13 protein-coding genes are annotated in these 14,309 nt (G+C 56.9%); 4 read left to right on the forward strand and 9 right to left on the reverse strand.

Annotated elements, in window-relative coordinates:
• Window positions 1-19: 19 nt before the first annotated feature.
• From LDN84_RS04355 to cobA, 3 genes are all read left to right on the forward strand, one after another.
• On the forward strand, window positions 20-1,327 hold the full coding sequence (locus LDN84_RS04355; protein ID WP_223908930.1) for a dihydroorotase: 1,308 nt from the start codon (window positions 20-22) through the stop codon (window positions 1,325-1,327).
• 305 nt (window positions 1,328-1,632) lie between these two features.
• Entirely contained in the window at window positions 1,633-1,977 is a 345-nt protein-coding gene (locus tag LDN84_RS04360; protein ID WP_223908939.1) for an ArsR/SmtB family transcription factor, read from the forward strand.
• Window positions 1,967-2,785, forward strand: coding sequence for a uroporphyrinogen-III C-methyltransferase (cobA, locus tag LDN84_RS04365; RefSeq protein ID WP_223908941.1), 819 nt, complete (start codon window positions 1,967-1,969; stop codon window positions 2,783-2,785). Before LDN84_RS04360 ends, cobA begins: the two co-directional genes overlap by 11 nt.
• Window positions 2,786-2,887: 102 nt before the next feature.
• Here the strand turns inward: cobA and LDN84_RS04370 are convergent, their stop codons facing one another.
• The 3 genes from LDN84_RS04370 to LDN84_RS04380 all read right to left on the reverse strand — a co-directional run bounded on the left by LDN84_RS04370 (window position 2,888) and on the right by LDN84_RS04380 (window position 7,718).
• Window positions 2,888-5,137 carry a nitric oxide reductase activation protein NorD gene (locus LDN84_RS04370; RefSeq protein WP_223908944.1) on the reverse strand — a complete coding sequence of 750 codons (2,250 nt, stop codon included), beginning with the start codon at window positions 5,135-5,137 and terminating at the stop codon, window positions 2,888-2,890.
• Window positions 5,138-5,144: 7 nt separating this feature from the next.
• Window positions 5,145-5,945, reverse strand: a complete 801-nt coding sequence (locus LDN84_RS04375; RefSeq protein ID WP_223908947.1) for a CbbQ/NirQ/NorQ/GpvN family protein — start codon at window positions 5,943-5,945, stop codon at window positions 5,145-5,147.
• A 393-nt stretch (window positions 5,946-6,338) separates the two neighbouring features.
• Window positions 6,339-7,718 carry a ribulose-bisphosphate carboxylase gene (locus tag LDN84_RS04380; protein WP_223908953.1) on the reverse strand — a complete coding sequence of 460 codons (1,380 nt, stop codon included), beginning with the start codon at window positions 7,716-7,718 and terminating at the stop codon, window positions 6,339-6,341.
• A 223-nt stretch (window positions 7,719-7,941) separates the two neighbouring features.
• On the opposite strand from LDN84_RS04380, the gene LDN84_RS04385 reads away from it, so the two are divergent.
• Window positions 7,942-8,709: a ParA family protein gene (locus LDN84_RS04385; RefSeq protein WP_223908958.1), complete on the forward strand. Its 768-nt coding sequence runs from the start codon at window positions 7,942-7,944 to the stop codon at window positions 8,707-8,709.
• A gap of 75 nt (window positions 8,710-8,784) precedes the next feature.
• Here LDN84_RS04385 and LDN84_RS04390 read toward each other — a convergent pair whose 3' ends face one another.
• The 6 genes from LDN84_RS04390 to pilB are packed head-to-tail and all read right to left on the reverse strand — an operon-like array spanning window position 8,785 to window position 14,233.
• Complete coding sequence (locus tag LDN84_RS04390) at window positions 8,785-9,009, reverse strand: DNA gyrase inhibitor YacG (RefSeq protein WP_223908966.1); 225 nt, start codon at window positions 9,007-9,009, stop codon at window positions 8,785-8,787.
• The gene (zapD, locus tag LDN84_RS04395; protein WP_223908969.1) at window positions 9,006-9,761 is read right to left on the reverse strand and encodes a cell division protein ZapD; all 756 of its coding nucleotides are present in this window, start codon (window positions 9,759-9,761) and stop codon (window positions 9,006-9,008) included. The genes LDN84_RS04390 and zapD overlap by 4 nt, the downstream gene beginning before the upstream one ends.
• A 23-nt stretch (window positions 9,762-9,784) precedes the next feature.
• Window positions 9,785-10,402, reverse strand: coding sequence for a dephospho-CoA kinase (gene coaE, locus LDN84_RS04400; protein WP_223908976.1), 618 nt, complete (start codon window positions 10,400-10,402; stop codon window positions 9,785-9,787).
• 2 nt (window positions 10,403-10,404) lie between these two features.
• Window positions 10,405-11,247, reverse strand: coding sequence for a prepilin peptidase (locus tag LDN84_RS04405; protein ID WP_223908986.1), 843 nt, complete (start codon window positions 11,245-11,247; stop codon window positions 10,405-10,407).
• Window positions 11,248-11,249: 2 nt separating this feature from the next.
• Window positions 11,250-12,467: a type II secretion system F family protein gene (locus LDN84_RS04410; RefSeq protein WP_223909001.1), complete on the reverse strand. Its 1,218-nt coding sequence runs from the start codon at window positions 12,465-12,467 to the stop codon at window positions 11,250-11,252.
• A gap of 32 nt (window positions 12,468-12,499) precedes the next feature.
• Entirely contained in the window at window positions 12,500-14,233 is a 1,734-nt protein-coding gene (pilB, locus tag LDN84_RS04415; RefSeq protein WP_223909009.1) for a type IV-A pilus assembly ATPase PilB, read from the reverse strand.
• Between the last annotated feature and the right edge of the window lie 76 nt (window positions 14,234-14,309).

The following is a 14,309-nucleotide window of genomic DNA, read 5'->3' on the forward strand; positions in this document are numbered from 1 at the left end:
ACCTTTTTGAGAGTCGCAGATGAATAAGCAAACACGTGTGTTGATCCAGGGTGGACGGGTCATTGATCCTGCCAGTTCTTATGATAAAAAAGCGGATGTAGCCCTTGTTAATGGTGCGGTAGTAGCTATTGAAAATATAGCTGCCGATTTTCAGCCGGATCGCATCATTGATGCCTCTGGTTGTCTGGTGCTACCGGGTTTGGTGGATTTGGCGGTACGCCTGCGCGAGCCTGGGAACGAACATGCCCGCATGCTGGAGTCAGAAATGGCTGCCGCCATGGCCGGTGGTGTGACCAGCCTGGTGTGCCAGCCCGATACCGACCCGGTACTGGATGAGCCGGGTCTGGTGGAAATGCTGCGTTTTCGTGCTGAAAAGCTGGAGCAAGCACGTGTGTACCCCTTGGGGGCCCTGACCCGTGGTCTGAAAGGTGAAAGCCTGACTGAAATGGTCATGCTGACCGATGCCGGTTGCGTGGCGTTCAGCCAGGCCGAGGTGAAGCTGGCCAACACCCAGACGCTGCAGCGTGCGTTTCAGTACGCCACCACCTTTGGTTATGCGGTGTGGTTGCGTCCGCAAGACTATTTCTTGGGCCAGGGCGTGGCGGCCAGTGGTCCGTTGGCCACCCGCATGGGCTTGAGTGGCGTGCCGGTGATGGCTGAAACCATTGCCATGTACACCATTTTTGAATTGATGCGAGCCACTGGGGCACGGGTGCACCTGTGCCGCATCAGCAGCGCTGCCGGGGTTGAGTTGGTGCGCCAGGCCAAGGCGGATGGCCTCAAGCTGACTTGTGATGTGAGCATCAACTCACTGCACCTGACTGATGTCGACATGGGATTTTTCGACAGCCGTGCCCGCTTGAACCCGCCCTTGCGTCAGCAGCGTGACCGTGATGCCTTACGTGCCGGGCTGGCGGACGGCACCATTGATGCCCTAGTGTCTGACCACACCCCGGTGGACGAGGATGCCAAAACACTGCCGTTTGCCGAAAGCGAGCCGGGGGCCACCGGGCTGGAGTTGCTGCTGAGTCTGGCCTACAAGTGGCATCAGGATGGCGGTGTGGATTTGATGCGGGCCATGTCGGTGGTCACCGATGCTCCGGCGCGGGTGCTGGGCAACGCCATTGGTTCCCGCCAGGGACGCACCGGGCACTTGCAAGTGGGCGGTTTGGGGGATGTGTGTGTGTTTGACCCGCAGGCTGCCTGGACGGTACAAAGTGATACGTTGGTCAGCCAAGGTAAACACACACCGTTTTCGGGTTATGAATTGCCAGGGCGCGTGCGTTGTACCTTGGTGGGTGGCCGGGTGACCTACAAGGCGGTGTAAGCCGCATCAAGATGCATGGCAATTTTTGCCATGCAGATTTGATCCGTGTGCAACACCACCGTGGTGTGGTGAGTTGAGTTCGGTGCAGCTCTTGCATCCGGTGGTGTTGCGATCACCGCCTTGGCCCTTGCTTGTGTGGTCAATAGTAGGGTTGATACCAGTGTTTATCCACGGTCTTGCTTGGTGGCAACCCGAAGGCTGAACGTAGAATGAGCTGATGGGTTTCACCCTTGGCGACGATATCATTACAAGAGCAAGCCCTGGCTATTCAGCGTGGGTTATCAGGTTAATCAGGACATTTCACCATGCCGTTTCAAGCAACAACAGAAGAATCTCTCAAGCTGGGCAAGACGGATCAAACCTTTGAATCAGCCGCCAACTTGTTTCGCGTCATGTCCGCGCCCATGCGGCTCAAAATCATCAACTGTTTGTGTAGTGGTGAGCAAAATGTGAGTTACTTGCTCACCCAGGTGGATACCACCCAGCCCAATATGTCTCAGCACCTCAGTACCCTGTACCAGGCAGGCATTTTGGGCAAACGCCGCGAAGGTGTGCAGATTTTTTACCGCATCATTGACCCGCGTATTGTGTCGATCTGTGAGGCGGTGTGTGTGGAGATTGAACGCAAAAACACCGGCCATGCTTCCTGATGCGGCTGGGTGCACCCATGGCTCGTTGCCCACGACGGTGAAGGGGAAAGCGCCCGAGCAGGGCTGTGTGTATCTGGTGGGAGCCGGCCCGGGTGACCCTGAGTTATTGACCCTGCGCGCGGTGCGTTTGTTGCAAAAAGCCGATGTCATTGTGTATGACCAGCTGGTTTCCCCTGGGATTTTTGATTTGGTGCCCTCTACGGTTGAACGTATTGATGCCGGCAAGCGCCGCAATGAGCACACCTTGCGGCAAGAGCAAATCAACGCCTTGTTGGTGCAACTGGGCCAGGCGGGTAAACAAGTGGTTCGCCTCAAGGGGGGTGATCCGTTTATTTTTGGCCGAGGTGGTGAAGAATTGCAGGCTCTGGCTGCGCATGGCGTGGCGTTTGAGGTGGTGCCGGGGGTGACGGCCGCCTCCGGTGTGTCGGCTTACGCGGGTATTCCGCTGACACATCGTCACTTTGCACAGCGTTGTCTGTTTGTCACCGGTCATCTTCAGGACGGCACCGCTGACCTGGATTGGCCCAGTCTGGTGCGTACGCAGCAGACAGTGGTGATCTACATGGGGCTGACCGGCTTGCCTGACATTTGCCGCCAGATGATGGCGCATGGGGCGGCCCCCCATTGGCCTATTGCGGTGGTGCAGGACGGCAGCCTTGCCACACAAAAGGTGATCACCGGAACTTTGCTGGATATGGCGGATCGGGTGGCGCAAGCGGGTTTGCAGTCGCCTTGTCTGATCATCATTGGTGAGGTGGTTGGTTTGCACCAGGAGTTGGCCTGGTTTGAGGCTGGTCAAGTCCGCTAGTGCGGGTTGTCTGCACGCGATAGGTGTCTGAATATTTGATATAAAAGAGGCCTCTAGCGCTTTCTAAATAAGCGTGAGTAGCTCTTTTATTGATAGTCATCTTTAGCGCGTGAGTGCCATGAACAACTTGGGCAGTTGTTCGGGCAAGCGGGCAATCTGGTCAATCACCGTGTAGCGCTTGCCAAAAATATCGCGCACATAGGCATCGGCGTTGGCATCCAGGTTGATGCAATAGCTGAAGATGCCCTGGTGATCCAGCTCCCGCACTGCCATCTTGGCATCTTCGATCAACAGGCGCGGGTCTTTCACATCCATGTCGGCTGGCTGGCCGTCGGTCAGCACCAGCAGCAGTTTTTTGTCGGCTGGCTGGCTGGCCAAGGTGTGCGCGGCGTGGCGCAGGGCGGCCCCCATGCGGGTGCTGTAACCGGCTTGCATGGCGGCCAGCCGGGCCTTGACCGCGTCACCCCAGTGCTCGCCAAAACCTTTGAGGTGCAGGTAGCGCACATCGTGGCGGGTGTTGGAGTGAAAGCCGGCAATCGCCAGTGGGTCACCCAATTGCTCAATCGCCCAGGCCAGCAGCGCCACCGCTTCCTGGCTGAGTTGCAGCACGGTTTGCGCTGAACCGTGGGCTTTTTCGTTCAGCGATTCAGACAAGTCCAGCAGCAAGGTGACGGCAATGCTGCGGCCATGGGTGGTGTGGCTCATGTTGATGCGTGGGTCGGGCGGGCAGCCGCTTTTCAGGTCGATTAGCGAGCGGATGGCCACGTCCAGATCAAGCTCACTGCCGTCTTCCTGAAAGCGCAGGCGTTGCTTGTCCTGGGGTTTGAGCAGGTCGAGCAAACGTTTCAGGCGTTTGGACAAGGCACTGTGTTTGGCCAGCAGGGCATCGATGTCGGCAGCCTTGCCGCAGGGGTGCAGGCTCTCGTACAAGCTGACCCAGTCGGGGCGAAAGGTCTGGCTGTGGTAGTCCCATTCGGGGTAGTGGCGTGGCGGCAGGGTTTGAGGCTCTTGCTCGGGGGGCGCTTGATCAGGGCTGTCAAACGTTTCTTCGTCGTCGCTGAGTTCGTGAAAACGCCACAGGTGGCGGTTGTCGTCGTGGTAGTCCACCACCGTGTTGTCAAACCAGGTGTCGGGCAGTTGGTCACTTTGCAACCGGGTTTTGCCCAGGTAACTCAGGGCCAGGCTGACCATTTCGGTGGTGCTGGATGTGCCCTGCGCCAGGGCGGCGTGAAAGCGCTTGATCCAGTCGTGCAGGTGCTCTTGTTGAAAGCGCACCGGGGCCGCAAACAAGGCGCGCGACAACACCACCAGACGATGCCGCAGGCACGAATGGGTGGCCGGGTTGCAGGCTCCTTCCAGCGGGTCAGGGTGTAGCGCCATGAAGAGGCGGCGCAAGCCGGGGTATTCGCGCATGGCCAGGGCATCGATGCGGGCATCTTCAAAACATTCAATCGCCAAGCGTTGCGCCGGGCTGAAGTTGTCGGCAAACACCGGGGTGCTCCAGCGCCGGTGGGCCGCCAGGTGGGCCAGTGCGGCGCGGTAGCGGTCTATGCCGGGAATGCCCTGGCGTGTGTCATACACGTCAGGCAGGCGAATGCCGTAGGCATCCATGTAGGGCATGGGGGTCAGTGGCCCATCGAACGCGGTGGGGTAGGGCACCAGCACCTCGCTGTCTTGCCACAGGGCCCGCAAATACAGGTCAAGCGAGCGGGTGTGATCCATCAGCAACGTGCCGTGGCGCTCGCGTTGCAGAACGGCCCGGCTGTCGGCGCTGCTCAAGCTGAAATACTCGTGCTGCTGCTGTGGGTGGTGGCTGTAGTTGCGAATGCCGTAGTCGACCCACAGGCGCAAGCCTTGCAGGCTCAACAAGGCCAGCAGTTGCGGTGATTTTTCAAAAAAGACCGCCAGACTTGGGCTGGGATAGCTTTTGTGAATGCCGTGGATCGAGCTGCTGGTGCGCTCCATCAGCAGCAGACTTAAGTCCAGATAGTGTTGCAACTGCTGGGCTGTCGGCAAGCGCCGCACAATGGCCGCCAGGGCTTGCAGCAGGGGCGCAATGGCCTGGCTGTTGGGCGACTTGTTGATCTGCTTGACGCTGGCCATGAGTGGGCTCAAGGCCTCTTCACCGACGATCTGGGCCACTTGCGGCCATTCCTGTAAAAAAATCAGCAAGGGTTCTGCGCCCCGGCCCATCTTGCCGAGAAAGCGGGCCTGGGCCAGGTAATCGTCCATGCCCGCCGGGCTGAGCCGGGTGTGGGCCTCGGCCATGCAGTCGGCAAACACATCGGCCACCTGGGGAAAGCCGCTGTCGAGCTGGCTGCGCCAGGTTTGCAACTGTGCTGGGCTGATCACGAGGGACTCAATGGCCAAACACGGCCTCAATGGCATGGTCGAGTGTGGCGCGAATGTCGCTGTCGTCGGTGATCGGGCACACCAGGGCCATGCGGCACGCATCAAGCGGGTCAACTTCGGCCTTGATCAAGGTGGCGGCGTACACCAGCAGCCGGGTCGAGATGCCTTCGTCCAGTCCGTGGCCTTTGAGGGCGCGGGCCGCAGTGGCGACCTTGACCAGCCTTACCGCATCGGCCAGGCCAATGCCGGTCTCGGTGCTCAGGATGCTGGCTTCCAGTTCGGGCGCGGGGTAGTCAAAGTCAAAGCCGACAAAACGTTGTTTGGTGCTTTGTTTCAGGTCTTTCATCAGGCTCTGGTAGCCTGGGTTGTAGGAGATGACGAGTTGAAAGTCGGGGTGGGCCTGGAGCAGTTCGCCTTTTTTGTCCAGGGGCAGTTGGCGGCGGTGGTCAGTGAGCGGGTGAATCACCACGGTGGTGTCTTGCCGGGCTTCGACAATTTCATCCAGGTAACAAATTGCCCCGATGCGGGCGGCGGTGGTCAGCGGGCCGTCAAGCCAGCGCGTGCCATTGGCTTCCAGCAGGTAGCGGCCCACCAGGTCAGAGGCGGTCATGTCTTCGTTGCAAGCCACCGTGATCAGTGGCTTGCCGAGTTTGAAGGCCATGTATTCGATGAACCTGGATTTGCCGCAGCCGGTGGGGCCTTTGACCATGACCGGCAGTTTGGCTTGGTAGGCCGCTTGGTAAAGCGCCACCTCGTTGGATTGGGGTTGGTAGAAGGGCTCTTTTTGGATGCGGTAGTCGGCGGTCATTTCGGGGTTCCTGTCAGGTTGCTGATTTGAATCCAGGGCAGCATCGTTGGGTGTGGCCCGCAGTGCACGTTGGGTGTCTGATTCCGCTCATGTCCCCCGGTTCGTGCTGCGCCCGAACCTCCTCCTTGACTTGGCAAAACCCCAAGTCCACGCTACATCAGACACCCAACGCACACTGCTCTCAAAACAGTTTGCCCGTTTGGATTGAATTTGTCAGTAGAAAAAATCAACAGCGTTTGCGGCTGCTTGTGGCAACTTGTCTTGCAGAGCGAAGTCAAGGAGGAGGAAATGGCCGCAGGCCATTTCCGGGGGACGTGAGCGGCGCAGGACAAGTTGCCACAAGCAGCCATCCCGCAACTTCAGCCAAAGCTAAGAGTTTTCTGACCCCGGAGCTTATCTATGCGAGCCAAGCTTCTCGCGCCAGCCCGGAAACAGCGTGTCGGCATCTTTCGGGAACGACTCAAAGGCACGGGCAAATTCCTTGTGCTCTTTGGCAAACTCGATGGGGTCGGCACCGGCTTTCCAGCACTCATACGATTGGCGCAGCGAAATTGCACCGGCAGCGGGGCTGTCGATGTGGCCGTAAGCGCCGCCACCGGCCGTGTTGATCACGTTGCCGTGGCCCAGGTTCTTGAAGAAGCCCGGCAGGCGCAGGGCGTTCATGCCGCCCGAGATGATCGGGGTGGTGGGTTTAATGCCATACCATTTCTGGAAATAAACCGGGCCTTGGCACTCGTCACGCTCAATCATGTAAGCGATGATGCGGTCGTCGCCTTCGCCTTCCATCTTGCCGTAACCCATCGTGCCCACATGGATGCCGCTGGCACCTTGCAGGCGGCTCATCTTGGCCAGCACAAAGGCCGTGTAACCCCGTTTGGAACTGGGGCTGGTCACCGCACCGTGGCCGGCACGGTGGTAGTGCAGATATTGGTTGGGGTATTGACGGCGTGCCGTGGTGATCATGCCGGGGCCGCCCACGTAGCCGTCAACCAAAAAAGCCAGCTTGTCGGCATCGGGGCCAAAGGTTTCCAGCGCAAAGTCAGCTCGGGCACACATTTCATAGTGATCATCGGCCGTGATGTTCATCGAGAACAGCTTGGCCTGGCCGGTTTCGTCCTGGGCGCGTTTCATTGCGTCATAGACCAGGGGGATGGTCTTCTTGATCGGGGCGAACACCTGGTTGCCTTGTGGCTCGTCATTCTTGATGAAGTCACCGCCCAGCCAGAATTGGTAGGCTGCCTGGGCAAAGGGCTCGGGGCGCAGGCCCAGTTTGGGTTTGATGATGGTGCCGGCAATGTAGCCGCCGTCTTTCACCGGGCGGCCCAGAATGCGCCACAGGTCAGAGATGTCTTTGGCCGGGCCGTCAAACATCTGAATGACGCGCTCAGGCATGTAAAAGTCGATCATCTTGGCGTGTTTGATGTCGCCCATGCCCTGGTTGTTGCCGATGGCCAGCGTCAGAAAGGACACCAGCATGAAGCGGCCATCGATCACATTGCGGTCAAACAGCTCCAGCGGGTAGGCAATACGCATGTCTTCCGAGGCTTCGTCGATGTAGTACACCAGCGCGTCGACACCCCGGGTGAAGTCGTCGGTGGTGGAGACTTCGACGTTGGTGCCGGTGGAGGACTCGGCGGCAAAGTGGGCGGCGGCTTCCAGGTAGCCCAGGCCGGATTTGGGCGCCATTTTGTAGGCCACCAGAATGTGCGCCCCCCCGGCCATCAGGTCTTCTTCTTTGAGGCTCAGGTCAGCGTAGCGGTTCGATTGATCCATGGTGTGTCTCCAGTTGGTGTGGTTTGAAGCGATGGCTTGAACTATAGGCAGGCTTATTCATCATGAAAATTCAAATAAATTGATTTTTAAATCAGATTTTGCTGATGAGTTTGATGCAAGCCTGGGTCTGCATGTGCTGGGTTACTTGCGTCAGAATCATTGCAGCATCACGGACAATAATGGCACTGGTTTATCACTGTTGCATCGCCCAAAGGAGTCACCTATGCCCATCGTCGTGTTCAATCAAAAAGGGGGCGTTGGCAAGTCCACCATCACCTGCAATCTGGCCGCCATCAGCGCCGCCCAAGGCCTGCGCACCCTGGTGATTGATCTGGACCCGCAAGGCAATTCCACCAGCTATCTGCTGGGCAGCACGGCGCAAGCAGACCAGCCCACGGTGGCCGACTTTTTTGAGCACACGTTAAGCTACAGTTTCAAGAGCATTCCACCGACTGATTTTGTCGTGGAGACACCGTTTGAAAACCTGGATGTGATGCCCTCCAGCCCGGCTTTGACCGAGTTGGTGGTCAAACTGGAGTCGCGCCAGAAGATCTACAAACTGCGTGAAGCGCTGCAGCAGTTGATGCAAACCTATGACCGCATTTACGTGGACACCGCCCCGGCGTTGAACTTTTATACCCGCGCTGCACTGATTGGAGCCACTGGCTGTTTGATTCCATTTGACTGCGACAGCTTTTCGCGCCAGGCACTTTATGCCTTGCTTGACAACGTGCAGGAAATTCGTGCCGATCACAACCCCGAGTTGCAGGTGGATGGGATTGTGGTGAACCAGTTCCAGGCGCGGGCCAATTTACCGCAGCGTATGGTGGCCGAGCTGATTGCAGAGGGTTTGCCGGTGCTGCAGCCGTATTTGCCGTCGTCGGTGAAGATTCGGGAGTCGCACGAACAAGCGCTGCCGATGATTTACCTCGACCCCAGCCACAAGATCACGCTGGCGTTGGTTGAATTACACAACGCCTTGCGCACGTAAATCTCTTTTGCTATTTATTACATAGCTACTTGCGCTTGTTTTATAAGCGCAAGAGGCCTATTTTCTATATAAAAACTAGATCAATCCCGTGCCACTGCCACCAGGTACCAAGTCGTCGTCAGGTGGTGTATCTGCAGGCATGCTGAATTGCTCGCTGGCCCAGGCTCCCAAATCGATCTGTTTACAACGTTCTGAACAAAAGGGGCGGAACAGGTTGCTGGGTGCGTAAATGCTGTCGCCGCCACAGGTCGGGCAGCGCACCAGTTTCACAACGGGTTCTGGTGTTTCTGCCGATGTCATGAACACAATGCCAATTCAAAAGGGACATCTTCAGACACCGCATGGGGGCGATGGTCTTCACCTTGGCGCATCAAGCGGATCGACACCATCAAACGGTTACCACTGATCTCTGGCGTGAGTTCCAGGCTCAGGTCCAGCGCCAGACGCAGCAGCAAAAAAGTGCGCCCCTGGGGCAGGTTTTGCTGAAATTGCCCGCCATTGGCGATCACTTTTTGGGGGGACCCGGAGTCGCGCAACAGTTTCAGGAGCAGGTGAACGGCATCGGTCAAGGGGGTCAAACTGCTGATCCATTTTCCCAATTCAGCTTGGCGCTGCACGCCGGTTTTGTGCTGCCAGGCGTAATAGGCTGGCAAGTCAAACTCACAGGTGCCACCCGGAATGCTGATGCGGCTGCGGATGCTCATCAACCAGTCGTTTTCAGTCAAGCTTTGCCCGGCTTTGCCGGTTTGGGTACTCAGGGCTTCAAAGCTGCGCTCCAGTTCAGAGATCACTTTTTCAAGTGCTTCCTCGGCGATGGCGGGGTTGCCGCGGTAGGCTTCGAGCATATGCTTTTGCCGATCAATGTCTTTGAGCAGGTCGGATTTCAGGTCGGGACGTGCTGCGACATCCATGATCTCAAACAGGCTCACCAAGGCAAAGTGGTGATCCAGCGCATCCATCCGCGTGGCCAGTTGGCGCAGGCGCAAAGACAGGTGTTCCAGTCGCAAATAGGTGCGAATGCGTTCGTGCAGTGGGTATTCGTAAAGGATCACTGAAATGGCTTAGGTCGAAAGAGTTAAACCAATGATAGCCGCAAGCCTGGGGCAAGCGCGTGCACTTGCGTGGCCAATTCATCCAAACTTATATTGTCATTAAAAATGACCGTATCGGCTGCTTGCAAACGCGTTTGACGATGAGCTTGTGTGGCCATGATGGCGATGACCGCTTCACGATCAAGACCACTGCGCGCCTGTACACGCTGGATTTGCGTCTCCGGCAGACAGTCCACCACCAGCACCTGGTCGACTTTTTGCCGCCAGTGACCAGATTCCACCAGCAGCGGCACATCAAACACCAGGCAGCGGTGACCGGCATCTTTGGCGGCTTGCGCCTGGCGGGCGGTCTCCTGCCCTACCAAGGGGTGAATGATGGCTTCCAGTTGTTGTCTGGCGGCAGGATCGGAAAATACCAAGGCACGCATACGCTCACGGTTCAGCGCACCTTGCACCGTGATGAGTTCAGCACCAAATTGATGGCGAATGGGTTCAATGGCCAAACCATGTACCGCCGTCAGGGCGCGCGAGATGGCATCTGCGTCCAGTATGGCCGCACCCAGATCGGCCAGCATGCCAGCAACCGTGCTTTTGCCGCTGCCAATGCCGCCTGTCAGACCCAGGCGAATCCCTTCAGACATGCTTAGAGACCCAAGGTTTTGAGGATGGCATTGGGGCCCGCCACCATGGCGGTTAAGCCAGCACCCGCCAAGAACGGGCCAAACGGAATGTAGCCACCTTCACGCAGGCCGCTGGAAAATTTCATGGCAATACCAACAACCGCACCAATGACAGAGGCCATCAGGATGATGGGAATCAACGCCTGCCAGCCAAACCAGGCACCCAAGGCGGCAAACAGTTTGAAGTCGCCAAAGCCCATGCCTTCTTTTCCGGTAGCCAGTTTGAAGGCCCAGTACACCAGCCATAAGGACATATAACCACCCACCGCCCCCCACAAGGACTCGGCAAGCCCCACGTGAGTGAGGTTCAGTGCCGCTGCGACCAGGCCTGCCCAAAGTAATGGCAGGGTCAGGGCATCAGGCAGCAGCGTGGTGTCCCAGTCGATCATGGCCAGTGCAACGACGGCTGCGGCAAACCCGCACCAAGCCAGCGCACTGGCATTGGCCCCCCATTGCCAGCCACTGTAGAAAAACAGCGCACCAGTGGCGAATTCAACCAAGGGGTAACGCAGGCTGATGGGAGTTTTGCAGTGGCTGCATTGGCCACGCAACATGATGTAGCTGAGCAGCGGAGTGTTTTCATACCAGCTCAGTGGATGGCCACATTTCTGGCAACGCGAACGCGGCACCATCAGATTAAAGGCCGGGGCATCAAGCTGGGTTTTGCCTTGTAACTCAGCACATTCAGCTTGCCATTGGGCTTCCAGTATCACTGGCAGGCGGTAGATCACCACATTGAGAAAACTACCAATCAACAGACCCAACAGGCCGAGCAGACTGGCTTCCAAACCTTGAGATAACAGCATCATCACACCACCTGTCCCAATTTGAAGATGGGCAGGTACATGGCGACCACGATACCCCCGATCACAGTACCCAGAATCACAATGATGATGGGCTCCATCAGGCTGGAGATACCCGCCACCATGTCATCCACCTCCGCCTCGTAAAAATCAGCGGCTTTACCCAGCATGTGATCAATGGAGCCGGATTCTTCACCAATGGCACACATTTGCAGCACCATCGAGGGAAACAGGTTGACGTTGGTCATGGCGGTGGTGAGCGCTGTGCCGGTGGAAACCTCCTGCTGGATTTTGAGCGTGGCGGATTCATACACCCAATTGCCCGCAGCACCGCCAACCGAGTCGAGTGCTTCGACCAGAGGTACACCGGCCGCAAACATGGTGGAGAGCGTGCGTGTCCAGCGTGCGGTACACGATTTGTCGATCAGAATGCCAAAAATGGGCATTTTCAGCAGCAAGCGATCCATGAATTGCTGCATCTTTTGGTTGCGTTTCCAGGCCTGCATGAAGAAATACAAGCCACCACCAATGCCGCCGAAAATTAGCCACCAGTACTTGACAAAAATCTCGCTCATGGCAATCACGGCCAACGTGGGACCGGGTAAGTCGGCTCCAAAGTTGGAAAACACCTCCTTGAACGCAGGTACCACAAAAATCATGATCACGGCGGTCACGACAAAGGCCACGATCAACACTGAAATCGGGTACATCAGCGCCGATTTGATCTTGGACTTCATGGCCTCGGTCTTTTCCATGTAGACGGCCAGTCGATCAAGTAATTGATCCAGGATACCTGCCGATTCACCGGCCTCCACCAGGTTGCAATACAGGTTGTCAAAGTACAGCGGATATTTGCGAAACGCCACACTCAGTGAGGTGCCGGTTTCCACATCGGTGCGAATGTCATTGAGCAGGCGGGTAACACTGGGGTTCGGATTGCCCCTGCCCACAATGTCAAAGGCTTGCAGCAAGGGTACGCCAGCTTTCATCATGGTGGCCAGTTGGCGGGTAAAAATAGCCATGTCCTTGGGTTTGATGGCCTTGCCTGAGCTCATCCGGCGCTTTTTGATCTTCGATGGCAGCACCCCCTGACGGCGTAATGAGGCTTGTACCTGATGCTCACCACCAGCACGCATTTCGCCGCGTACCAGTTTGCCATTGCGGTCTTTGCCTTCCCATTCAAAGACAAATTCCTTGCTGATTTTGGATTGGACAGTCGCCATATGAATGAATTGGAGTTTGAAGGGTGGGATGACTATTGATTACTGACGGCCAGAACTTCAGCGACCGAAGTCAGCCCCAGCTTGACTTTGTGCAGACCTGCTTCACGCAGACTGCGAACGCCTTCCCGTTTGGCTTGTTCGGCAATCTCCAGGGCACTGCCATCGCGCAGGATGATGCGCTGGATTTCTTCAGTGATGGGCATCACCTGGTAAATACCGACACGGCCCTTGTAGCCGTTGTTGCAGGCACTGCAGCCGACGGGCTGGTACGGTTTCCAGCTGCCGTCGAGCTCTTCTGGTTGAAAGCCGGCATCCAGCAGAGCTTTTTCAGGCAGATCAATGGGCTTTTTGCAATTTGGGCACAGGCGCCGGGCCAAGCGTTGTGCGGTGATCAAAATCACGCTGGATGCAATGTTGAAGGGGGCAATGCCCATGTTGCGCATCCGGGTGAGTGTGGTGGGCGCATCGTTGGTGTGCAAAGTTGAGAGCACCAAGTGGCCTGTTTGTGCGGCTTTGATGGCGATATCTGCTGTATCAATGTCTCGAATTTCACCCACCATGATGATGTCCGGGTCTTGCCGCAGGAAGGACTTGAGGGCAGCAGCAAAGGTCAGTCCGGCTTTGTCGTTGACGCTGACCTGGTTGATGCCGGGCAGGGTGATTTCGCAGGGGTCTTCTGCCGTGGCAATGTTGACACCTGGGTTGTTCAGCAGGTTCAGGCAGGTATAGAGCGACACAGTTTTACCTGAACCGGTCGGCCCCGTCACCAGAATCATGCCGTAGGGGCGGTTGATGGCTGACAACAAGCGCTCTTTTTCGGCAGGCTCGTAACCCAGCGCATCAATACCCAGTTTGGCGCTGCTGGGATCCAGGATACGGATCACGATTTTTTCGCCAAACATGGTGGGCAGGGTGCTGACACGAAAGTCAATCACCCGATCCGGGCCAATTTTGAGTTTCATCTTGCCATCTTGGGGCACGCGTTTTTCAGAGATGTCCATTTTGGAGATCACCTTGATGCGTGAAGCCAGCTTGTCCTTGATGGCAATCGGTGGCGAGGCCACTTCACGCAACTCGCCGTCAATGCGAAAACGCACCCGGTAATTGTGCTCGTAGGGTTCAAAATGCAAGTCTGAGGCACGCATGGTGAATGCATCTATGAGCATTTTGTGCAGAAATTTGACCACCGGGGCATCGTCCACCTCAGAGGTGCTTGTTGCTGTGGCGCTCTCACTTGCGGGTTCCGAGGCCAATTCGTCAAACTCAAAATCGTCACCCACAATACTGTCGATAGACTCGGTGGCCGTGGCCGTATTGGCTGACACCAGCTTGAGTAATTTGTCGTATTCAGCAATCACCCAGTCCACATTGAGTTGGGTGGCAAACTTGATTTTTTCAATCGATTGCTGGTCTGATGGGTCGGCTGTGGCCACGATCAGCCGGTTTTGCCGTTTACCCAAAACGACCACCCGGTAGGCTTGGCAAATCTTGTTGTCAAGCAGACCCTTGGGTAAACGATTGGGGTCAACCTCCGCCAGATCAATCAGGGGTGCCGCAAATGCCAAGGACATGGTGTGAGCCAGATCGGCGGCCGAAACAGCACCTGAACCGGTGAGCTCGGCAATAAAACTGGTGCGGTTGGTCTGAGATTTGGCGTACAGGCTCTGGGCCACAACTTGGTCCAGCTTGCCCGCCATGACCAGAGTGCGACCCAATCCGGGAAGGTTGCTTGATGTTGCGGGTGGGGTGGTTTCAATAACTGCCATAGAGAGACTGTACTACGCTTGTGGTCTTGAATGATTGGGCGGTTGTAGCTGCATTTTTGCCTGGGTGAACGTTGGA

Source organism: Rhodoferax lithotrophicus, from assembly GCF_019973615.1.
Taxonomy (GTDB): domain Bacteria; phylum Pseudomonadota; class Gammaproteobacteria; order Burkholderiales; family Burkholderiaceae_C; genus Rhodoferax; species Rhodoferax lithotrophicus.

What these genes read in the sequence shown, in the direction of transcription:
- LDN84_RS04355 (WP_223908930.1), top strand. Translation starts at nt 20, where the DNA reads ATGAATAAGCAAACACGTGTGTTGATCCAGGGTGGACGGGTCATTGAT.
- LDN84_RS04360 (WP_223908939.1), top strand. Translation starts at nt 1,633, where the DNA reads ATGCCGTTTCAAGCAACAACAGAAGAATCTCTCAAGCTGGGCAAGACG.
- cobA (WP_223908941.1), top strand. Translation starts at nt 1,967, where the DNA reads ATGCTTCCTGATGCGGCTGGGTGCACCCATGGCTCGTTGCCCACGACG.
- LDN84_RS04375 (WP_223908947.1), bottom strand. Translation starts at nt 5,945, where the DNA reads ATGACCGCCGACTACCGCATCCAAAAAGAGCCCTTCTACCAACCCCAA.
- LDN84_RS04380 (WP_223908953.1), bottom strand. Translation starts at nt 7,718, where the DNA reads ATGGATCAATCGAACCGCTACGCTGACCTGAGCCTCAAAGAAGAAGAC.
- LDN84_RS04385 (WP_223908958.1), top strand. Translation starts at nt 7,942, where the DNA reads ATGCCCATCGTCGTGTTCAATCAAAAAGGGGGCGTTGGCAAGTCCACC.
- LDN84_RS04390 (WP_223908966.1), bottom strand. Translation starts at nt 9,009, where the DNA reads ATGACATCGGCAGAAACACCAGAACCCGTTGTGAAACTGGTGCGCTGC.
- coaE (WP_223908976.1), bottom strand. Translation starts at nt 10,402, where the DNA reads ATGTCTGAAGGGATTCGCCTGGGTCTGACAGGCGGCATTGGCAGCGGC.
- LDN84_RS04405 (WP_223908986.1), bottom strand. Translation starts at nt 11,247, where the DNA reads ATGCTGTTATCTCAAGGTTTGGAAGCCAGTCTGCTCGGCCTGTTGGGT.
- LDN84_RS04410 (WP_223909001.1), bottom strand. Translation starts at nt 12,467, where the DNA reads ATGGCGACTGTCCAATCCAAAATCAGCAAGGAATTTGTCTTTGAATGG.
- pilB (WP_223909009.1), bottom strand. Translation starts at nt 14,233, where the DNA reads ATGGCAGTTATTGAAACCACCCCACCCGCAACATCAAGCAACCTTCCC.